At 55.5% G+C, this 21,046-nt stretch carries 21 protein-coding genes and 1 other annotated feature (1 of these 22 only partly in view); of the genes, 15 read left to right on the forward strand and 6 right to left on the reverse strand.

Annotation, left to right across the window (positions count from 1 at the left end):
- Positions 1–10: a sequence feature (Trp leader region), on the reverse strand; it reaches 95 nt to the left of the window's first position.
- A 155-nt stretch (positions 11–165) separates the two neighbouring features.
- Together C1N56_RS09320 and C1N56_RS09325 are read left to right on the forward strand one after the other, a co-directional pair.
- On the forward strand, positions 166–1,050 hold the full coding sequence (locus C1N56_RS09320; RefSeq protein WP_278708037.1) for an RNase RNM: 885 nt from the start codon (positions 166–168) through the stop codon (positions 1,048–1,050).
- A 12-nt stretch (positions 1,051–1,062) separates the two neighbouring features.
- A complete protein-coding gene (locus C1N56_RS09325) occupies positions 1,063–1,683 on the forward strand; it encodes an L-threonylcarbamoyladenylate synthase (RefSeq protein ID WP_021510107.1) in 621 nt (206 codons plus the stop codon).
- Here C1N56_RS09325 and C1N56_RS09330 read toward each other — a convergent pair whose 3' ends face one another.
- Positions 1,684–2,340 carry a serine protease family protein gene (locus C1N56_RS09330; RefSeq protein WP_394517423.1) on the reverse strand — a complete coding sequence of 219 codons (657 nt, stop codon included), beginning with the start codon at positions 2,338–2,340 and terminating at the stop codon, positions 1,684–1,686.
- An 818-nt stretch (positions 2,341–3,158) separates the two neighbouring features.
- Here C1N56_RS09330 and rluB point away from each other — a divergent pair.
- Positions 3,159–4,037 carry a 23S rRNA pseudouridine(2605) synthase RluB gene (gene rluB / locus C1N56_RS09335; protein WP_058782079.1) on the forward strand — a complete coding sequence of 293 codons (879 nt, stop codon included), beginning with the start codon at positions 3,159–3,161 and terminating at the stop codon, positions 4,035–4,037.
- 32 nt (positions 4,038–4,069) lie between these two features.
- Here the strand turns inward: rluB and cobO are convergent, their stop codons facing one another.
- On the reverse strand, positions 4,070–4,657 hold the full coding sequence (gene cobO / locus C1N56_RS09340; protein WP_058771274.1) for a cob(I)yrinic acid a,c-diamide adenosyltransferase: 588 nt from the start codon (positions 4,655–4,657) through the stop codon (positions 4,070–4,072).
- On the reverse strand, positions 4,654–5,418 hold the full coding sequence (locus C1N56_RS09345) for a YciK family oxidoreductase (RefSeq protein WP_021510112.1): 765 nt from the start codon (positions 5,416–5,418) through the stop codon (positions 4,654–4,656). The genes cobO and C1N56_RS09345 overlap by 4 nt, the downstream gene beginning before the upstream one ends.
- A 174-nt stretch (positions 5,419–5,592) precedes the next feature.
- Here C1N56_RS09345 and sohB point away from each other — a divergent pair, with 174 nt between their 5' ends.
- Positions 5,593–6,639, forward strand: coding sequence for a protease SohB (gene sohB, locus C1N56_RS09350; RefSeq protein WP_394517424.1), 1,047 nt, complete (start codon positions 5,593–5,595; stop codon positions 6,637–6,639).
- 26 nt (positions 6,640–6,665) lie between these two features.
- On the opposite strand, the gene C1N56_RS09355 is transcribed toward sohB, so the two are convergent.
- The gene (locus tag C1N56_RS09355) at positions 6,666–6,914 is read right to left on the reverse strand and encodes a DUF2498 family protein (RefSeq protein WP_394517425.1); all 249 of its coding nucleotides are present in this window, start codon (positions 6,912–6,914) and stop codon (positions 6,666–6,668) included.
- A gap of 370 nt (positions 6,915–7,284) precedes the next feature.
- Between C1N56_RS09355 and topA the strand changes: the two genes are divergently transcribed.
- The 5 genes from topA (at position 7,285) to acnA (ending at position 14,998) form a co-directional block, all read left to right on the forward strand.
- Positions 7,285–9,882, forward strand: coding sequence for a type I DNA topoisomerase (gene topA / locus C1N56_RS09360; protein ID WP_215800068.1), 2,598 nt, complete (start codon positions 7,285–7,287; stop codon positions 9,880–9,882).
- Positions 9,883–10,074: 192 nt separating this feature from the next.
- Entirely contained in the window at positions 10,075–11,049 is a 975-nt protein-coding gene (cysB, locus tag C1N56_RS09365; RefSeq protein WP_021510116.1) for an HTH-type transcriptional regulator CysB, read from the forward strand.
- A 492-nt stretch (positions 11,050–11,541) separates the two neighbouring features.
- Positions 11,542–11,700 (forward strand): YmiA family putative membrane protein, encoded by a 159-nt coding sequence (locus C1N56_RS09370; protein ID WP_071813666.1) that lies wholly within the window; start codon positions 11,542–11,544, stop codon positions 11,698–11,700.
- Between the two features lie 3 nt (positions 11,701–11,703).
- Positions 11,704–11,880 (forward strand): hypothetical protein, encoded by a 177-nt coding sequence (locus tag C1N56_RS09375; protein ID WP_021314644.1) that lies wholly within the window; start codon positions 11,704–11,706, stop codon positions 11,878–11,880.
- A 436-nt stretch (positions 11,881–12,316) separates the two neighbouring features.
- Positions 12,317–14,998 carry an aconitate hydratase AcnA gene (acnA, locus tag C1N56_RS09380; protein ID WP_159378132.1) on the forward strand — a complete coding sequence of 894 codons (2,682 nt, stop codon included), beginning with the start codon at positions 12,317–12,319 and terminating at the stop codon, positions 14,996–14,998.
- Between the two features lie 71 nt (positions 14,999–15,069).
- Here the strand turns inward: acnA and ribA are convergent, their stop codons facing one another.
- On the reverse strand, positions 15,070–15,663 hold the full coding sequence (ribA, locus tag C1N56_RS09385; RefSeq protein WP_058758620.1) for a GTP cyclohydrolase II: 594 nt from the start codon (positions 15,661–15,663) through the stop codon (positions 15,070–15,072).
- Between the two features lie 230 nt (positions 15,664–15,893).
- On the opposite strand from ribA, the gene pgpB reads away from it, so the two are divergent.
- From pgpB to yciH, 5 genes are all read left to right on the forward strand, one after another.
- Entirely contained in the window at positions 15,894–16,658 is a 765-nt protein-coding gene (pgpB, locus tag C1N56_RS09390; RefSeq protein ID WP_021505947.1) for a phosphatidylglycerophosphatase B, read from the forward strand.
- 126 nt (positions 16,659–16,784) lie between these two features.
- The gene (locus tag C1N56_RS09395; protein WP_058771279.1) at positions 16,785–17,090 is read left to right on the forward strand and encodes a LapA family protein; all 306 of its coding nucleotides are present in this window, start codon (positions 16,785–16,787) and stop codon (positions 17,088–17,090) included.
- A gap of 6 nt (positions 17,091–17,096) precedes the next feature.
- On the forward strand, positions 17,097–18,266 hold the full coding sequence (gene lapB / locus C1N56_RS09400) for a lipopolysaccharide assembly protein LapB (protein WP_394517426.1): 1,170 nt from the start codon (positions 17,097–17,099) through the stop codon (positions 18,264–18,266).
- Between the two features lie 205 nt (positions 18,267–18,471).
- Entirely contained in the window at positions 18,472–19,179 is a 708-nt protein-coding gene (pyrF, locus tag C1N56_RS09405) for an orotidine-5'-phosphate decarboxylase (protein ID WP_394517427.1), read from the forward strand.
- Entirely contained in the window at positions 19,179–19,502 is a 324-nt protein-coding gene (yciH, locus tag C1N56_RS09410; protein WP_215785863.1) for a stress response translation initiation inhibitor YciH, read from the forward strand. Before pyrF ends, yciH begins: the two co-directional genes overlap by 1 nt.
- Before the next feature lie 69 nt (positions 19,503–19,571).
- Here the strand turns inward: yciH and osmB are convergent, their stop codons facing one another.
- The gene (osmB, locus tag C1N56_RS09415; protein WP_150360541.1) at positions 19,572–19,787 is read right to left on the reverse strand and encodes an osmotically-inducible lipoprotein OsmB; all 216 of its coding nucleotides are present in this window, start codon (positions 19,785–19,787) and stop codon (positions 19,572–19,574) included.
- 383 nt (positions 19,788–20,170) lie between these two features.
- On the opposite strand from osmB, the gene araD reads away from it, so the two are divergent.
- Entirely contained in the window at positions 20,171–20,869 is a 699-nt protein-coding gene (gene araD / locus C1N56_RS09420) for an L-ribulose-5-phosphate 4-epimerase (RefSeq protein ID WP_394517428.1), read from the forward strand.
- Positions 20,870–21,046: the final 177 nt, after the last annotated feature.

The raw sequence follows: 21,046 nt of genomic DNA on the forward strand, positions 1-21,046 counted from the left end.
ACCAACCATTAACATGCGTACCGATAAGAGCCATGATTAAATACCCGTTACGTGTGAACTTGTGTACTAGTTAACTGGTTCGGGTGAAAAAAGTCAATACCCTTTTTCAGTTACGGGCAAAATCGTTATTATGCCAGCCGGTTTAATGCAGTCGCTGGAGTGACCTTGTCAGATATCGCCCGTTTTCCACTTTATGATTTACACAGCCATACCCAGGCTTCTGACGGTTTGCTGACGCCGACCGCGCTGGTGCAGCGCGCCGTTGAGATGCATGTCGGCGTGCTGGCGATTACCGATCACGACAGCGTGGCGGGCGTTCCTGAAGCGCAGGCGGCGGTGCAGCAGCTTCAGCTACCGCTGCGGGTACTGGCCGGTGTGGAAGCGTCGACGCTGTGGGAAAACCACGAAATTCATATCGTCGGGCTCAACGTTGATACGCAGCATCCGGCGTTAACCGCTTTTCTGGCGCAGCAGCACCAGTGCCGTATGGCACGTGCAGAACTGATTGCCGAACGGCTGGAGCGCGCGCGCATTCCTGACGCACTGGCCGGCGCTCAGCGTCTGGCGCAGGGCGGGGTGATTACCCGCGGGCATTTTGCCCGCTATCTGGTAGAGCTGGGCAAAGCCGATAACATGGCGCAGGTATTTAAAAACTATCTGGCGCGCGGCAAAACCGGCTACGTGCCGCCACAATGGTGTACAATTAAACAAGCCATTGATGCTATTCATCATTCTGGCGGCGTGGCGGTGCTGGCCCATCCTGCGCGCTACGGGCTGTCGGCCAAATGGCTGAAGCGACTGATTGCGCATTTTGCCGCAGAAGGCGGCGATGCGATGGAAGTGGCGCAGTGTCAGCAGGCACCGAATGAACGTACCCAGCTGGCGAGCTATGCGCGCGATAATCAGCTGGCGGCCTCGCAGGGGTCCGATTTTCACCAACCCTGTCCGTGGATTGAACTGGGGCGCAAGCTATGGCTGCCGGGCGGCGTGGAGCCGGTCTGGGAGCGTTTTCCCGCTTTAGCGCCGGTCAGATCGCACGTTGATGGGTGATATGAGGTTTTTATGAGTCAACTTTTTCACATTCATCCGGAAAATCCGCAGCCGCGTCTGGTTAATCAGGCGGTGGATTATCTCAACAAAGGCAGCGTTATTGTCTATCCGACCGATTCCGGCTACGCGCTGGGATGCCGTCTGGAAGAGAAGAATGCCATGGAGCGTATCTGCCGCATCCGTCAGCTCGATGGTAACCATAACTTTACCCTGATGTGCCGCGATCTCTCTGAGTTGTCGACCTATTCGCAGGTGGATAACAGCGCGTTTCGCATTCTGAAAAATAACACGCCAGGCAATTACACCTTCATTCTGAAGGCCACCAAAGAAGTGCCGCGTCGTCTGATGAACGACAAACGTAAAACCATCGGCCTGCGCGTCCCGTCAAACCCGGTGGCGCTGGCGCTGCTGGAACGCCTCAATGAGCCGATGATGTCGACCTCACTGATGCTGCCAGGCAATGATTTCACTGAATCCGATCCGGAAGAGATCCAGCACAGCATCGGCAAGCTGGTGGATTTAATTATCGATGGCGGCACGCTGGGCCAGCAGCCAACCACCGTGATCGATCTCACCAGCGATGCGCCCGTCATCGTGCGTGAAGGGGCAGGCGATACCCGCCCGTTCCTGTGATTACGCCGGGCCGGGCGCTGTTTGTGGCGTCTGGCCGATATTGGCTTCCAGCCAGTGTTTGAAATCGCCGTACGGAATGTACAGCGAGACATCTTTTAAGATGACTTTTTTGCTGCGTACGTTAGCAATTTCATGGCTGTAACCCACAATCACTCCGCTGATTGTCTGGTCGGCATTATAGACAGCTCCACCCGACATCCCCTGAACGACACCGGCATCGGAAGCCATTGCCATGCAGGGCTTTTTATTCCAGCGATTATTAATGGCGGTGCGCGCCAGATTAACGCCGCTCGACTCGACCGGCATCGCGGAAATAAAACTGTAGCCATACATTTTAATTGGCTCGCCCACCGCGCTGCTGCGGAATTTCGCCAGCGTATCCGGACTGTTTTTATGATAAATAATCGCGACGTCGCAATAGGGGTGATAAGCCTTCACGCGCTGCACGGCGGTTTTGGCCACGTGCGCGGCAGTCAGACTGTATTCCGGCGTTAACGGAATGGTTGTACCGAGGATGCCCAAACCGAGTACCGTCGGGATGCCGGTCACGCTCATATCTACGTGCTGCAGCGCCGTACGACTGTACTCAGTATGGCCCACGGAACAGCCGCTCAGTGCCAGCGCTGTAAGCGCCGGCCAAAGCAGGGAGGTTCTCATGATGGCGGTCTTCATTTAATGTCCGTCAGCAAAATCCCTGGTGAAGACTTTCGACAGACAAATTAAATTCAATCCGTGAAACGATTAGCGCGCCATTTCCTGAGCGCGCCGGATTATATTATCAGGCCAGCTGTACCATTATTTGTTAATGGCTTGTTGTTTGAAAGCTTATAAAAAGTAATTAAAATAATTTCTGATACTGCTTAGCCGAATTCAGGATTAAATTTTACACAGTTTTCGCGGCAGAACAATTCATCATATTTAATCTTTATCAAATAAAAACGAAAATACAGACTTAATCCAACCTGCAGCGCCAATCCGCTGTATGGCTAGGGCTGCTGGCTGCAATAAGCTTTACTAACACCACTATTCAGTTCTTTGTGCTGATTTTGGTGTTTTGCGCCGATTTTCTGTTTGCACAACTGCGGCATGGCCGGGAACACTGCGGGTAACGGACTGGTGAGTCTCTTTAATCTATTGCGGCACTAATCGGCGCGTCATTAAATAAATAAACGGTCTCAGGCAAAACGACGTAATTTCAGCGGGTTGCGCCTGCTATCCTGACGCTCGTTACGCAAATCAATCAGAAATCTGAATCAATGACCTTACTGCCCGCTTCAGCCTCCGGATCACAGGCGCTTTATTATCGGCAGAAAAGGAAAAGGTGTTAACGAAACTGTAGCTGGTGTAAAATCTCCGGCCGTCCGCGCTGGCACCTGGCGCGAAGCGGTCACAGATTCTGATGCCGGACCTGGTAACGCCGGTATCTTACCTCTTCATTACCACGACGCCTGGGAAGGCGACAACGAGGCAGCTCCATGAGCGAGAAATTACAAAAAGTATTAGCGCGCGCCGGACACGGTTCGCGCCGTGAAATCGAAGCAATGATTTCAGCCGGACGCATCAGCGTTGATGGCAAACTGGCGACGCTGGGCGATCGCATCGAAAATGACAAAACCCTGAAAATCCGTATTGATGGCCATCTGGTATCGATTGCTGAATCGGCCACCGAGGTGTGTCGCGTACTCGCGTATTACAAACCGGAAGGTGAGCTATGCACGCGCAACGATCCGGAAGGGCGCCCAACAGTATTTGATCGTCTGCCGCGCCTGCGCGGTTCACGCTGGATTGCCGTCGGCCGTCTGGACGTGAACACCTGCGGTCTGATGTTGTTCACCACCGACGGTGAGCTGGCCAACCGCCTGATGCACCCAAGCCGCGAAGTTGAGCGTGAATACGCAGTGCGCGTATTCGGTGAAGTGGATGACGAAAAAGTGCGTCAGCTGAGCAAGGGCGTGCAGCTGGAAGACGGCCCGGCAGCGTTCAAAACCATCAAATTCGCCGGCGGCGAAGGCATTAACCAGTGGTACAACGTCACCCTGACGGAAGGGCGTAACCGTGAGGTGCGTCGTCTGTGGGAAGCGGTTGGCGTGCAGGTTAGCCGTCTGATGCGCGTGCGCTACGGCGATATTCAGCTGCCAAAAGGTCTGCCGCGCGGCGGCTGGATGGAGATGGAACTGCCGGCGGTCAACTACCTGCGTAAGCTGGTGGGACTGCCGGAAGAGACGGTGACCAAAGTGGCGGTCGAGAAAGATCGTCGCCGCACCAAAGCGAACCAAATCCGCCGGGCGGTGAAACGCCATAGCGCGGTAAGCAATAACAGCCCGCGTCGCAACAACACCAAACGCGGTTCCTGATGCTCCCTGACGCCGCGCCTGCGGCGTCAGTTTTACCAGTCGATTCCCTGCTGTGCCTGAATTCCAGCGTCGAACGCGTGTTTGACCGGACGCATCTCGCTGACGGTATCCGCCAGTTCCAGTAGCGTGCGGTGACAGCCGCGCCCGGTAATGATCACACTTTGCTGCGGCGGACGCTGCTTCAATGCAGCAATCAGCTCATCCAGATCGAGATAATCCATACTCACCATGTAGGTGATTTCATCGAGGATCACCAGATCCAGCGACGCGTCTTGCAGCATACGTCTGGCCTGTTGCCACACTTGCTGGCAGGCGGCCGTATCGCCGGCACGGTTTTGCGTCTCCCAGGTAAAACCGGTGGCCATCACCTGAAACTCCACGCCGTGCTGCGCCAGCAGATTGCGTTCGCCGTTAGGCCATTCACCCTTAATAAACTGCACGGCAGCCACGTTTTTACCGTGGCCGCAGGCGCGCAGCGCGGTGCCAAAAGCGGCGGTGGTTTTACCTTTGCCGTTGCCGGTAAACACCATCAGGATGCCGCGCGTTTCGGTGGCGGCGGCGATGCGGGCGTCAACCTGTTCTTTCAGCCGCTGCTGGCGTTGCTGGTGACGATCGCTCATGCGCTGGCCGGTCCCGGCTTGCGCCCCGGTTGTGCATCGTAGCTGATGCCGGTTTTACGGCGGCTGTCATCGCCCATCAGATAGAGGTAGAGCGGCATCAGGTCGGCCGGGGTTTTCAGCAGGCTGGCATTCTCCTCCGGGAAGGCGCTGGCACGCATTTTGGTGCGCGTGCCGCCGGGATTGATGCAGTTCACCCGCAGATGGCGGTTTTTATACTCATCGGCCAGCACCTGCATCATGCCTTCGGTGGCGAATTTCGACACGGCATACGCGCCCCAGCCTGCGCGGCCGGTGCGGCCCACGCTGGAGGTGGTGAACACCAGCGAACCGGCGTCGGATTTCAGCAGCAGCGGCAGCAGCGCCTGCGTTAAATAGAAGGTGGCGTCGAGGTTGATTTGCATCACCTGCTGCCAGACCGCCGGATCGAGTTCCGCCAGCGGCACGATCTCACCGAGAATGCCAGCGTTATGCAGCACGCCATCCAGCCGCGGCACCAGCGCGGCAACCTGTTGTGCCAGCTGCTGGCAGCTTTCTGGTGTGGCGTGCGCCAGATCCAGCAGCAGCGTAGCGGCGGGCTGTTTATTGAGCTGATTAATCGCCTCAGCGGTTTGCTGTAGCGTGGTGGCATTGCGGCCGAGCAGAATCACGCGCGCACCGTAGCGCGCATAGGTCAGGGCGGCTTCGCGGCCGATGCCGTCGGAAGCGCCGGTCACAAGAATGATGCGATTGTCCAGCAGGTCGCTTTTCGGTTGATAATGCACAGCGATGTCCTTTGCAGGTCAGAGGGTTTTTTGGCTTTATGCCTCAATTTGGCGCAAGGTGCAATCGCCGCAACGCGCATTCTGTGCCGCCTGCCGGCATTTCAGGCGACGAACGGCATCAAAGCGGGTAAACTCAGGGTTTGACTGTAATTCACTGTTTAATAAGGCGGCAGAATGGATTTACTCTCCAGCTATGGATTATTTCTGGCCAAGGCCGTCACCGTCGTGGTGGCGATCGCAGCTATTGTACTGATTGTGCTCAATGCCGCGCTGCGTAAACGTCACAGCGGCGGTCAGCTGCGCTTAACCCATCTTGACGAAGTCTATCGCGAGATGAAAGAAGACCTGCTGCTGGCGAAGATGAAGCCGCAGGCGCAAAAAGTGTGGCTGAAGCAGCATAAGAAAGAAGAGAAACAGAAAGCCAAAGCCGAAAAGCGCAATGCCAAAGCCGGTGTAACTGAAGCGGCGAAGCCGACTCTCTATGTGCTGGAGTTCAAAGGCAGTATGGACGCCGGTGAAGTCAGCTCGCTGCGCGAAGAGATCTCCGCTGTGCTGGCGGTGGCGCAGCCGGGTGATGAAGTGCTGCTGCGGCTGGAAAGCCCTGGTGGCGTGGTGCACGGTTATGGCCTGGCCGCGTCGCAGCTACAACGTCTGCGTGATGCGGGGCTGCAGCTGACGGCGGTAGTGGATAAAGTTGCCGCCAGCGGTGGCTACATGATGGCCTGCGTTGCGGATCGCATCGTGGCGGCGCCATTCTCCATCATTGGTTCCATCGGCGTGGTGGCGCAAATCCCCAACTTTAACCGGCTGCTGAAGCGCAACGACATTGATGTGGAGCTGCACACTGCCGGCCAGTACAAGCGTACGCTGACGCTATTTGGTGAGAATACCGAGGAAGGGCGGGAGAAGTTTCAGGAAGACCTGAATGAAACCCATCAGCTGTTTAAAGATTTTGTGCACCAGATGCGTCCGGCGCTGGATCTGGACAAAGTGGCGACGGGCGAACACTGGTATGGCCGTCAGGCGCTGGATCTGGGGCTGATTGATGAGATTGGTACCAGCGATGCGCTGATCATTGCGCACATGGACCGTTTTAGCGTGCTGGGCGTGCACTTCGCGCGCAAGAAAAAGATGATTGATCGCGTGACCCACAGTGCCAGTGTGGCAGCCGAGCGGCTGATTCTGAAAATCTGGCAGCGCGGTGATAAACCGCTGTTGTGAATAAACCCGGCGCAGGCCGGGTTTTTTTATGCCAGGTGATACTGCGTGGAGAGCACCACGGCAAGGTGCTTAAACACGTTAAACACCGCTGTGGTTTTGGCGGTCGGCAACCCTTCATCATCGAGGAACCACGGGCCGCGAAACACCAGAACCTCGCCCTGCTGAATCACCTCAGTGGCTTCCATCCCGGCAAAATATTCATCGTGCTGCTCAATGAGCTGATTAGCGATTTCCAGTAGCGCCTGGTGTGAAATGGATTCCGTTTCTGCTGACATTTTTCACCTCTTTTTTGACAGCGAATTTTCTCCTTCTATATTACTTGCCTGTCGGTGCGTTCAGCAAATCAGCGTTCGGTCAGAAAACTGGCGAGAAATTAAACAGAATGCTAATTAAGTTGCGTAACAGATTTTATCAGGTAGAGTGTGGGCGATTCAGCTTTCAGGGAGATCACACCAGGATGTGTGATACCGTCAGACGGAAAACTCGCTCTTAATCATCAAGTTGCAAATGCCGATGCAATCTGACCAGAGATTGTCCCCGCTGGCTTGAAAAGCAAAAAGTCAGCAGCAATATTGAACCCATTGGGTTTTGGGGCTGCCAATCCTCTCCCGTTTATCAGGACGTTTCAATTAGGTAAAGGTACATATGGGTAAAGCACTCGTCATCGTTGAGTCCCCGGCAAAGGCCAAAACAATCAATAAATACCTCGGTAATGACTACGTGGTGAAATCCAGCGTCGGTCATATCCGTGATTTGCCGACCAGTGGTTCAACGGCCCGTAAAAGTGCCGACGGGGAAAAGGCGAAAACCGGCAAGAAAGTAAAGAAAGATGAAAAGGCCGCGCTGGTTAATCGCATGGGCGTTGACCCGTGGCACGGCTGGGAAGCGGACTATCAGATTCTGCCCGGCAAGGAAAAAGTCGTCTCCGAACTGAAGAACCTGGCTGCCGATGCCGACCACATCTATCTCGCAACCGACCTTGACCGCGAAGGGGAAGCCATTGCCTGGCACCTGCGGGAAGTGATCGGTGGCGATGACAAACGCTTCAGCCGCGTGGTGTTTAACGAAATCACCAAAAATGCGATTCGTCAGGCGTTCGAGAAGCCGGGCGAACTGAATATTGAGCGCGTCAATGCGCAGCAGGCGCGTCGTTTTATGGACCGCGTGGTGGGCTATATGGTCTCACCGCTGCTGTGGAAAAAAATTGCCCGTGGCCTGTCAGCCGGACGCGTGCAGTCGGTTGCCGTGCGCCTGGTGGTGGAGCGCGAGCGCGAAATCAAAGCCTTCGTACCGGAAGAGTACTGGGAAATTGACGCCGATCTGTCGACGCCGAAAGGCGATGCGCTGGCGGTCAGGGTGACGCATCAGGGCGACAAAGCGTTCCGCCCGGTGAACCGCGAGCAAACCGAAGCGGCCGTGGCCATCCTGGAAAAGGCGCGTTACGCCGTTCTGGATCGTGAAGACAAGCCGACCAGCAGCAAACCGTCGGCGCCGTTTATTACCTCGACGCTGCAGCAGGCGGCGAGCACCCGCCTTGGTTTTGGCGTGAAGAAAACCATGATGATGGCACAGCGTCTGTATGAAGCCGGTCACATCACCTATATGCGTACCGATTCCACCAACCTGAGTCAGGATGCGGTGGCGATGGCGCGTGGCTACGTGGAGAAAAAATTCGGTAAGAACTACCTGCCGGATGCGCCCAACACCTACGCCAGCAAAGAGAATTCACAGGAAGCGCACGAAGCGATTCGTCCTTCTGATGTCAACGTTGCCGCCGAGCAGCTGAAGGATATGGAAGCGGATGCGCAGAAGCTGTATCAGCTGATCTGGCGCCAGTTCGTGGCCTGCCAGATGGTGCCCGCGCAATATGATTCCACCACGCTGACCGTCGGCGCGGCAGATTTCAAACTGAAAGCGAAAGGGCGTACGCTGCGTTTCGACGGCTGGACCAAAGTGATGCCGGCGCTGCGTAAAAATGATGAAGATTTGACGCTGCCGCCGGTGAACGTGGGCGACACGCTGGATCTGAAATCCCTGCTGCCGGGCCAGCACTTTACCAAGCCGCCGGCGCGCTTCAGCGAAGCTTCGCTGGTACGCGAGCTGGAGAAGCGTGGCATTGGCCGTCCGTCTACCTATGCTTCGATCATTTCTACCATTCAGGATCGCGGTTACGTGCGGGTGGAAAACCGCCGTTTCTACGCCGAGAAGATGGGTGAGATTGTTACCGATCGTCTGGAAGAGAACTTCCGTGAGCTGATGAATTATGATTTCACCGCGCACATGGAAGACAGTCTCGATCAGGTCGCGAATAACGAAGCGCAATGGAAAGCGGTGCTGGATTCATTCTTCAGTGATTTCAGCCAGCAGCTGGAGCAGGCGGAGAAAGATCCGGAAGAGGGCGGCATGCAGCCGAACCAGATGGTGCTGACCTCCATCGACTGCCCAACCTGCGGACGCAAAATGGGGATTCGCACCGCCAGCACCGGCGTGTTCCTGGGCTGTTCCGGTTATGCACTGCCGCCGAAAGAGCGCTGCAAGCAGACCATTAACCTGATCCCGGAAAACGAAGTGCTTAACGTGCTGGAAGGCGATGATGCCGAAACCAACGCGCTGCGCGCCCGTCGTCGCTGCCAGAAATGCGGCACCGCGATGGACAGCTACCTGATCGATAACGGCCGTAAACTGCACGTCTGTGGTAATAACCCGGAGTGTGACGGTTATGAAATCGAGCAGGGTGAATTCCGTATTAAAGGTTATGACGGTCCGATTGTTGAGTGCGAAAAATGTGGCTCTGAAATGCACCTGAAGATGGGGCGTTTTGGTAAGTACATGGCCTGTACCAACGACGAGTGTAAAAATACCCGTAAGATTCTGCGTAACGGCGAAGTCGCGCCGCCGAAAGAAGATCCGGTACCGCTGCCGGAGCTGCCGTGCGAAAAATCGGATGCGTATTTTGTGCTGCGTGACGGAGCTGCGGGCGTGTTCCTGGCCGCTAACACCTTCCCGAAATCGCGTGAAACCCGTGCGCCGCTGGTGGAAGAGCTGCAGCGCTTTGCTGACCGTCTGCCGGAGAAACTGAAATATCTGGCCGAAGCGCCGGCAGTGGACCCGGAAGGCAATAAAACGCTGGTGCGTTTTAGCCGTAAGACCAAACAGCAGTATGTTGCCTCAGAAAAAGAGGGCAAAGCGACCGGCTGGTCAGTTTTCTATATCGACGGTAAGTGGCAGGAAACGAAGAAGTAATCTCCCTGAAGGCCAGCGTTCGCTGGCCTTTTTCCCATCCTTATAGCTAATCGTTCTACATTCTTACGTTAACTGATATAGTAGTTATAGCTTATTGCATTTTGCTGACTCGCTTTCCCTCATTATTACGCCATCAGGGCGGATACACGCCTGCAGGGAATGCACCTCTGTCGCTATCGGGAAGATATAACTATGAAATTGCAGCAGTTGCGTTACATCGTTGAAGTCGTTAACCACAACCTCAATGTCTCCTCCACGGCAGAGGGGCTGTATACCTCGCAACCGGGCATCAGTAAGCAGGTGCGCATGCTGGAAGATGAGCTGGGCGTGCAGATTTTTGCCCGCAGCGGCAAACATCTGACGCAGGTGACGCCAGCGGGTGAAGAGATTATCCGTATTGCCCGCGAAGTTTTGTCCAAAGTGGATGCGATCAAATCGGTTGCCGGTGAGCACACCTGGCCAGATAAAGGATCGCTGTACGTGGCCACGACCCACACTCAGGCGCGTTATGCACTGCCTGGCGTAATCAAAGGCTTTATCGAACGCTATCCGCGCGTCTCCCTGCATATGCATCAGGGCTCGCCCACACAAATTGCTGAGGCGGTCTCCAAAGGCAATGCCGATTTCGCCATTGCCACCGAAGCGCTGCACCTGTACGACGACTTAATTATGCTGCCGTGCTATCACTGGAACCGTGCCATTGTGGTCACGCCGGATCATCCGCTGGCGGGGAAATCCAATGTGTCGATTGAGGAGCTGGCTGATTTCCCGCTGGTAACTTACACCTTCGGTTTTACCGGCCGCTCAGAACTGGATACTGCGTTTAACCGTGCCGGTTTAACGCCGCGTATTGTTTTTACCGCAACCGATGCCGACGTGATCAAAACCTACGTGCGTTTAGGCCTGGGGGTTGGGGTGATTGCCAGCATGGCGGTGGACCCGGTTTCCGATCCGGATTTGGTGCGCATCGAAGCTTCAGAAATCTTCACCAATAGCACTACCAAGATTGGTTTCCGGCGCAGCACCTTCCTGCGCAGCTATATGTATGATTTCATTCAGCGCTTCGCACCGCATCTGACGCGAGACGTGGTGGACGCCGCTGTGGCGCTGCGCTCAAACGAAGATATCGAAGCGATGTTCCGCGATATCAAGCTTCCTTTCAGGTAATCACCTAACTCATTATTTTTGCGGGATGTCCAGCGACTTCCCGCACACCTCCCGCCGCTTAGCACCAGCAGAACCTCAAAAAATTCCATTATTTTTTTGTAAATGAAACATGCGTCACATGTTTTTTCATTGTTATTTATTAAATGCGAATCAGTACACAATTTTTACTTTGCCGCTTTGCGGACTGCCAGGAATATTCCCATACTCCAGTTAAGAGCTGATGAGAAAGGGCTTTTTAACTGGCTCGTTAAATTAAACTCAAATTTAGAGTGGATCTAATTTTGGTTTAAGCCAAATTTACAATGTAACTATTAAATTAATAGTTTGCAGCGTGCTTAAATTTATCTCATCAATTTTGGCGGTTTTGATAAATAGCGTTAATCGTTGTGCTCAATAAAAATAACTGGATTTTTGGACTTAACAAGTTTAGGATTCGTCCTAAATCTTCATCGTTGTTATCAATCGTTTTATTGAGAGTGATTATCAAAAACTATGACTACGAGATTAACTGTACAACCGGACTTCCGGGCTAAAAGCACCAAGGTAGAGCGTTCAGGTAACATCCGTCGCAAAGCCTGGTTGACTGTCTTCGCTGCTTCAGCACTGTTCTGGGTAGTGGTGGCGTTAATGATTTGGCGTATGTGGGGTTAAGCCATGTGGGCAAATACACTCAGTCGTAAATATCCGGTCGCTGCACGTCAGCCTAAAGCACCGGTGTGCAAAGCCAAAGAAGCGCCTGCTGAACCGCAAGTGGCAATCCCGGCTTCCTGGGAACTGAGTGAGCAGCAGCGCAGCTTTATTGAATCATTCATGGATCCGAAGTCTAAATAACGCAGTCTGCGTCCAATTCTTATTAAGACATACTGTCGCGCATTTTACCGGACTCTCCGGTGGGCACGTTAAAAGCCCGTCCTTTAACACTCAGCATCTAAAAAAACGGTGTCATCAGTACAACGCTGAAGACGATGGCTTTTTGTTGCCCGCGATCCGGGAGGAGTGACAGATGAATACCACAACTTTTTCATGGCTCAGCGTTTATGCCTTCTCAATGGCCTTTTGGGCTGCGGCCGTCTGGGCCGTCCTGTAATTCGCTAATCCTGCCAGTTAACGCTTTCTGAATGCCCTGACATTAGTCAGGGCATTTTTCGTTGCGGTTTTGTGTGTCAATTCGTGTTGTTATCAAAACGTTAACGAAAATGTGGTCTATCTTTAAGCTAAACCTTGCACTCTCTGAGGTTTAGCAGAAGAGCCCATAAAAGGAGGAGTTATGTCGTTAACGTTACGTGAGCAGAGTCAGGATGCGCTGGAAGTAGGGGCAAAAAAATATCATTACTACAGCTTGCCGAAAGCCGCTCAGCAGGTCGGTGACATCGATCGCTTACCAAAATCCCTCAAGGTTCTGCTGGAAAACCTGCTGCGCTGGCAGGATGAAGATTCCGTAACGGCAGCAGATATTCAGGCGCTGGTGGCGTGGCAGCAAACTGCACATGCCGATCGCGAAATTGCTTATCGTCCGGCGCGCGTATTAATGCAGGATTTCACCGGTGTACCGGCCGTGGTTGACCTTGCGGCGATGCGTGAAGCCGTTAAGCGGCTGGGCGGTGATGTGGCGAAAGTTAACCCGCTGTCACCGGTCGATCTGGTGATTGACCACTCGGTCACGGTCGACCATTTTGGCGATGACGATGCATTTGAAGAAAACGTGCGCCTGGAGATGGAACGCAACCACGAACGCTATGTTTTCCTGCGCTGGGGGCAAAAAGCCTTTAACCGTTTCCGCGTCGTGCCGCCGGGCACCGGTATCTGTCATCAGGTCAATCTGGAGTACCTTGGTAAAGCCATCTGGCATGAAACGCTGGACGGCAAAGAAGTGGCTTATCCGGATACGCTGGTCGGCACCGATTCCCATACCACCATGATCAACGCCCTGGGTGTGCTTGGCTGGGGCGTAGGCGGCATTGAAGCTGAAGCCGCCATGCTGGGCCAGCCGGTTTCAATGCTGATTCCCGATGTGGTGGGTTTCAAGCTGACCGGCAAACTGCGCCCCGGTATCACCGCCACCGACCTGGTATTAACTGTGACGCAGATGCTGCGCAAGCACGGAGTGGTCGGTAAGTTTGTCGAATTCTACGGTGATGGACTGGCCGATCTGCCGCTGGCGGATCGCGCAACCATCGCCAACATGGCGCCGGAATATGGTGCAACCTGCGGTTTCTTCCCGATTGATGAAGTAACGCTCAGCTACATGACGCTCACCGGGCGCGATGCGCAGCAGGTTGAGCTGGTGGAAGCCTATGCAAAACAGCAGGGGCTGTGGCGTAAACCGGGCGATGAGCCCATCTTCACCAGCACGCTGGCGCTGGATATGGCCGAGGTCGAATCCAGCCTGGCCGGTCCGAAACGTCCGCAGGACCGCGTATCACTTGGTGATGTGCCGGCGGCGTTTGATGCCAGCAACGAGCTGGAAGTGAATCACGCGCAGAAGCCGCACAAAACCGTCAGCTATCGGGACAGCGAAACCGGCGACTCAATTCAGCTGGATGATGGGGCAGTAGTGATTTCGGCGATTACGTCCTGTACCAACACCTCCAACCCCAGCGTGCTGATGGCGGCTGGCCTGCTGGCGAAAAAAGCCGTTGAGCGTGGATTGATGCGCAAGCCCTGGGTTAAAGCCTCGCTGGCACCAGGATCAAAAGTGGTGTCAGATTATCTCGCCGTGGCGCAGCTGACACCGTACCTCGATGAGCTGGGCTTTAACCTCGTGGGTTACGGCTGTACCACCTGTATCGGTAACTCCGGCCCGCTGCCGGATGAGATCGAAAGCGCCATCAAAGAGGGCGATCTGACGGTGGGTGCCGTATTGTCCGGCAACCGTAACTTTGAAGGGCGCATCCATCCGCTGGTGAAAACCAACTGGCTGGCGTCTCCGCCGCTGGTGGTGGCGTATGCGCTGGCGGGTAACATGAAGATCAACCTGCAGACCGATCCGATCGGTCAGGATCAGCAGGGCAATGATGTCTATCTGCAGGACATCTGGCCATCGCCGGAAGAGATTGCCGCATCGGTGCAGAAAGTCACCAGCGACATGTTCCATAAAGAGTATGCCGAGGTGTTCGACGGTACGCCCGAGTGGCAGCAGATCAAAGTCAGCGAAGCCGCCACCTACGACTGGGATGAAGGCTCCACCTATATCCGGCTGTCCCCGTTCTTTGACGATATGGAAAAAACGCCGCAGCCGGTGCAGGACATCAGTGGCGCGCGCATCCTGGCGATGCTCGGTGATTCGGTGACGACCGACCATATTTCCCCTGCTGGCAGCATTAAAGCGGAGAGTCCGGCGGGGCGTTATCTGCTTGCGCACGGCGTTGAGCGTAACGACTTCAACTCGTATGGCTCACGACGCGGCAACCACGAAGTCATGATGCGCGGTACTTTCGCCAACATCCGTATTCGCAACGAAATGGTGCCTGGCGTCGAGGGCGGTTATACCCGGCACTATCCGAGCCAGGAACAGCTGGCTATCTACGATGCGGCGATGAAGTATCAGGAGGAGGGCGTGCCGCTGGCGGTGATCGCCGGGAAAGAGTACGGCTCCGGCTCCAGCCGCGACTGGGCGGCGAAAGGTCCGCGTCTGCAGGGCGTGCGCGTGGTGATTGCCGAATCGTTCGAGCGTATTCACCGCTCTAACCTGATCGGCATGGGTATTTTACCGCTGGAATTCCCGGCGGGCGTAACGCGTAAGACGCTGCAGCTGACCGGGGAAGAGCGTATCGACGTGGCAAATCTGGCGCAGCTGCAGCCCGGTTGCAGCGTCCCGGTGACGCTGACGCGGGCTGACGGCAGTCAGCAGACGCTGGATACTCGTTGTCGTATCGATACCGGTAATGAGCTGACCTATTACCAGAACGACGGTATCCTGCATTACGTGATACGCAATATGCTCAACTAAAAAACAAAGCCGGGCATGCCCGGCTTTATTATTGACGCAGAAAGTGCATGATGCGAGAGCGCACCGCCGCATTACGATTTCGGTAGCAGATGCCCCATCTTCTCAGCTTTCGTATCGAGATAGTGCGCATTTTTCGGGTTACGGCCAACGATCAGCGGCACGCGCTCGACAATATTGATGCCCGCTTCTGACAAAATCTCCACTTTGCGCGGATTATTGGTCAGCAAACGCACTTCATTAATGCCCAGCAGTTTAAACATGTCGGCGCACAGGGTGAAGTCACGCTCATCGGCGGCAAAGCCCAGCTGATGGTTCGCTTCCACCGTATCGTAGCCTTTGTCCTGCAACGCATAGGCGCGAATTTTGTTGAGCAGCCCGATGTTGCGGCCTTCCTGACGATGGTACAGCAGCACGCCGCGTCCTTCTTCCGCAATGGCGGTCAGCGCTGCCTCCAGCTGGAAGCCGCAGTCGCAGCGCAGGCTGAACAGCGCATCGCCGGTGAGACATTCGGAGTGGACGCGCGCCAGCACCGGATTGTGATCGCTAATATCACCATAAACCAGCGCGACGTGGTCGTGGCCGGTTGCCAGTTCTTCAAAACCAACCATCAGGAAATCTCCCCATGGCGTGGGCAGTTTGGCTTCTGCTACCCGTTTCAGCTGCATGTGACTCTCCAGAACCTTCAGAGGATGCGCTATCATCATGATAACGCACGGGCCCGACTGGCCCGACGAAACTGCCAATATTGTGCCACAACCTGAACCAGGGCCGCTAATCAGTCAGAGTGATTGTAGTGATAAAGCACAATTATCTAAGCCGCAACGGGTATGTTATTCTTTTTTCAACTAAAGTTATGCAATACGCCTGTCAGGTCGGGAAACAATAAAGGGACAAGATGTTAAAAATTGTGCAACGCACCACGCTGGGCGCGTTTTTATTATTGCTGATGCCGCTGGGCGTATGGCTTTCCGGCTGGCAGTGGCAACCGGGGGAGAGCGGGCATCTGTTGCGCGTGCTGTTCTGGATCACCGAAACCGTCACCAGTCCGTGGGGCACGCTGACCAGCCTGATTCTGAGCGGCTGGGTATTGTGGTGCCTGCGCTTTCGCCTCAGGCCGGCCATTCTGTTATTGATTATCATGAACGGCGCGATTCTGGCCGGTCAGTCGACCAAAACCTTTATTAAAGAGCAGGTGCAGGAGCCGCGGCCGTATGTGGTCTGGCTTGAGCACAGCCACGGCGTCAACGAACAGCAGTTTTATCAGCTGAAACGGCAGCAGCGCGGCGAAATGGTGTCCGCCTTGCTCGCCAATGACACAAAGCTGCCCGCCTGGTTAAAAAATCACTGGGCGTTTGAGACGGGCTTTGCTTTTCCGTCTGGCCATACCATGTTTGCCGCCAGCTGGGCGCTGCTGGTGATTGGCCTGTTATGGCCGCGCCGGCATGTTGTTACGGTGGTGGTGCTGTTTGTCTGGGCGACGCTGGTCATGGGCAGCCGGCTGGTACTGGGCATGCACTGGCCGCGCGATCTGGTGGTCGCGACGCTGATCTCGTGGCTGCTGGTGACGCTGGCAACCTGGCTGGCGCAGCGCTTTTGTGGCCCGCTCAGCGTGCCGCCGGAAGAGCAGCGTGAGATTGCCGGGCGCGATGACGGATTGTAATTTCTCCCTTTGCCCCCATATGATTGATTGTACTTGCAGAAAGGGCACTAACTGCTGCGCGGATAAGCAGCAACGGCGGCACTTTTTTGGCATACTCTACCGGATAACCTCACGACAGGACGCATTGTGAAATATTTGCTGATTTTTCTCGTGGTTTTGGTCATTTTCATCATCTCCGTCACGCTCGGAGCGCATAATGACCAGATTGTCACCTTCAACTATCTGCTGGCGCAGGGCGAATTCCGCATTTCAACCTTGCTGGCCTGCCTGTTTGGTGCCGGATTTTTGCTGGGCTGGGCGATCTGTGGCCTGTTCTGGCTGCGCATTCGTGTTTCGCTGGCGCATGCACAGCGCAAACTGAAACGTATGCAGGCGCAAAATGAACAATCTGCTGCGGTAAATAGCACCTCCACTGCAGTGCGTCGGGATTAATGTTCGATGCTTGAATTGCTGTTTCTGCTTCTTCCTGTCGCGGCGGCGTACGGCTGGTATATGGGCCGCCGCAGTGCGCAGCAGGATAAGCAACAGGAAGCTAACCGTCTGTCACGCGAATACGTGGCAGGGGTTAACTTTCTTCTTTCTAATCAGCAGGATAAAGCGGTCGATCTGTTCCTCGATATGTTGAAAGAGGACAGCGGTACCGTTGAAGCCCACCTGACGCTCGGTAACCTGTTCCGTTCGCGCGGCGAAGTCGACCGTGCCATCCGCATCCACCAGTCGTTAATGGAAAGCGCGTCGCTTACCTACGATCAGCGTTTGCTGGCCATCCAGCAGCTGGGACGCGACTACATGGCCGCCGGCTTGTACGATCGCGCCGAAGACATGTTCAGTCAGCTGATCGATGAAACTGATTTTCGCATCAGCGCGCTGCAGCAGCTGCTGCTGATTCATCAGGCGACCAGCGACTGGCAGAAAGCTATCGAAGTGGCGGAACGGCTGGTAAAACTCGGCAAAGATAAGCAAAAGGGCGAAATCGCCCATTTCTACTGCGAGCTGGCGCTGCAGGCGCTGAGCAGTGATGACCTCGATCGTGCCATGAGCCTGTTGAAAAAGGGTGAAGCGGCCGACCACCAAAGCGCGCGCGTTTCCATCATGATGGGACGTATCCTGATGGAGCAGGGCGAATACGCGAAAGCGGCGCAGCGGCTGCAGCGTGTGCTGGAGCAGGACAAAGAACTGGTGAGCGAAACGCTGCCGATGCTGGAAACCTGCTATCTGCGGCTGGAGCAGCCTGACAGCTGGGCGCAGTTCCTGCAACGCTGCGTTGAAGAGAACACCGGTGCCGCGGCGGAACTCTATCTGGCGGACATTCTGGAGCAGCAGCAGGGGCCGGAAGCGGCACAGCTCTACATTAACCGTCAGCTGCAGCGTCATCCCACCATGCGCGTGTTCCATCGTCTGATGGATTTCCACCTGCACGAGGCAGAAGATGGCCGCGCCAAAGAGAGTCTGATGGTGCTGCGTGACATGGTTGGCGAACAGATTCGTACTAAACCGCGCTACCGCTGCCAGAAGTGCGGCTTCACCGCGCATGCGCTTTACTGGCACTGCCCATCGTGCCGTGCCTGGTCTTCCGTTAAACCGATTCGCGGACTCGACGGCCAGTAAGCTGGCCGCGTTCGGTGATTATTCATAACGCATAGTAGTTACAACATACTAATAGAGGGATTATCATCCACGCATCAGCACTGTGCATCCGCTCGTCAAACAGCAAGGCAATCGCCGTCGCAACGTTGTCGTGGCCGGGTTGCACGGGTAGAATGCTTGCCGTTTGTCCATCGCGCCTGCGGGTGCCAGCCTCTGAGGAAACGTTATGCCTGTTACTCACTCACCGATTCTGGTGGCACTCGACTATCATGATCTCAATAGCGCACTGCAGTTCGTTGACCGTATCGATCCGGGCCAGTGCCGTCTGAAAGTGGGTAAAGAGATGTTTACCCTGTTTGGACCGTCGCTGGTGAAGACGTTGCAGGCGCGCGGTTTTGAGGTATTCCTCGATCTCAAATTTCATGACATCCCGAACACGACGGCACATGCGGTCGCGGCGGCAGCGGATCTCGGCGTGTGGATGGTCAACGTGCATGCCAGCGGCGGGGCGCGGATGATGAATGCGGCGCGCGAAGCGCTGCTGCCGTTTGGCAGTGATGCGCCCTTGCTGATTGCGGTAACGGTGCTGACCAGCATGGATGAAGACGATCTCAAAGGTCTTGGCATCACCACATCGCCGGCGCAGCAGGCTGAGCGTCTGGCACGGCTGACGCGCGAGTGTGGTCTTGATGGTGTGGTGTGCTCGGCGCAGGAAGCCGCGCACTTTAAACAGGTTATCGGGCAGGATTTCGCGCTGGTCACGCCGGGTATTCGCCCGGCGGGGAGCGAGGCCGGCGATCAGCGCCGCATCATGACGCCGCAGCAGGCACAACAGGCCGGCGTGGATTACATGGTGATTGGGCGACCGATCACCCAATCTGCCGATCCGGCGCAGACGCTGCAGCAAATCCTGCACAGTTTACAGGAGGGCTAATGGCTCAGGACAATCCGCTGGTTTACTCTACCGAAACCGGTCGTATTACACATAGCGAAGAGAAACCGCAGCGACCGAAAGGCGATGGCATCGTGCGCATTCAGCGCCAGACCAGCGGGCGTAAAGGTAAAGGCGTGTGCCTGATTACCGGCATCGATCTCGATGATGACGCGCTGACAAAGCTGGCGGCCGAGCTTAAGAAGAAGTGCGGCTGCGGCGGGGCGCTGAAAGAGGGCGTGATTGAGATTCAGGGCGATAAGCGCGATTTGCTTAAAACGCTGCTGGAAGCCAAAGGCATGAAGGTTAAACTGGCGGGCGGTTAATAAAAGCGGGCCACGCAAGGTGGCCCGATGTGACGTAGATGCGCTGCGTAGCCTGCTACAATATTATTATTAATCAACCTGATGGCCAATAATGCCGCCCACCGCAGCGCCACCGACGGTACCCAGCGCGCTGCCGTTGGTGAGCACCGATCCACCAATAGCACCGGCACCGGCGCCAATCGCCGTGTTGCGGTCACGTTTTGACCAGTTGGAACAGCCGCTCAGGGCCACCACTAACGCCGTTGCCAGCACGGCAACCGTCACGCGTTTCATTGTTGTAGTCATGGACATCTCCTTGATGGTTTGCTCAGAGGCAACTCGTTAAGTATAGATGTTACGCCCTGAAGTTGTTCGCCCAATGCACTCAGGCGGTGCTTTTCCTTCAGCCTGCACGCTGGCGCGCAGCCCTTAGCGCGCGTTGTTCACGCTGCTGGCAAAGACCATTTTGGTACCGCCGCAGGCTTGAGATAATTCTAGGCGTAAGCGGATGTGTATGCAGAAAGAAAACTCTGAAATCCTGACGTGGTGTCCGCATCCGGATCCCGTATCAAACCCCACACTTTGCCCGCTTTAGCCACTTTCCGCTGCTAATCCAGCCATTCCCTCCATAACGTTTTTACCGGTGGCTCCGCACAATTCAGTGATGACTGTATGGCGGAGAAAACACAATGCTGGAAGCGCTGAAACAGCAGGTTCTGGAGGCCAATCTCGACCTGCCGCGTTACAACCTGGTGACCTTTACGTGGGGCAATGTCAGCGCGGTAGACCGCGAGCGCGGGCTGCTGGTGATCAAACCCTCGGGCGTTAAATATGAGCAGATGCAGCGCGACGACATGGTGGTGGTCGAACTGGAAAGCGGCAATGTCGTCGAGGGCCAGCTGCGGCCATCTTCGGATACCGCAACACACCGCGCACTGTATCTGGCGTGGCCGGATATTGGCGGCATCGTGCACACCCATTCGCGCCACGCCACCATCTGGGCGCAGGCGGGCAGGGACATCCCGGCATGGGGCACCACGCACGCTGACGATTTCTATGGCACCATTCCCTGCACTCGCGCGATGCAACGGGCAGAGATTGAGCAGGAATATGAATGGCACACCGGCCAGGTCATCATTGAAACCTTTGCGCAGCGCGGCATCGAGCCCGGCGCGATTCCTGCTGCGCTGGTGAACTCCCACGGGCCGTTTGCCTGGGGTAAAGACGCACATAGCGCAGTGCACAGTGCGGTGGTGCTGGAAGAGGTGGCCTACATGGCGCTGCACACTGAGCAGCTGCGCGCGGAGCTGCCGCCTATCGCTCAGACCCTGCTTGACCTGCACTATCTGCGCAAGCACGGGAAGAGCGCCTGGTACGGGCAAGGCTGAGCGCGTGATGTTTTCTCAAGGCACCGGCGGGTGCCTTTTTTATTTAAGGGGATTGCGTGCCCGGACGAGACGGGGACTGTTAATGCTGTGATTTATTCACTATGCGTTAAGCGTATTTATGCGCTTGCCGGCTGTTGCGCCGTCATTAAGTAAGCCCGCTAATCTTTCCTCAGGCAG

Source organism: Pantoea sp. SGAir0175, from assembly GCF_043547855.1.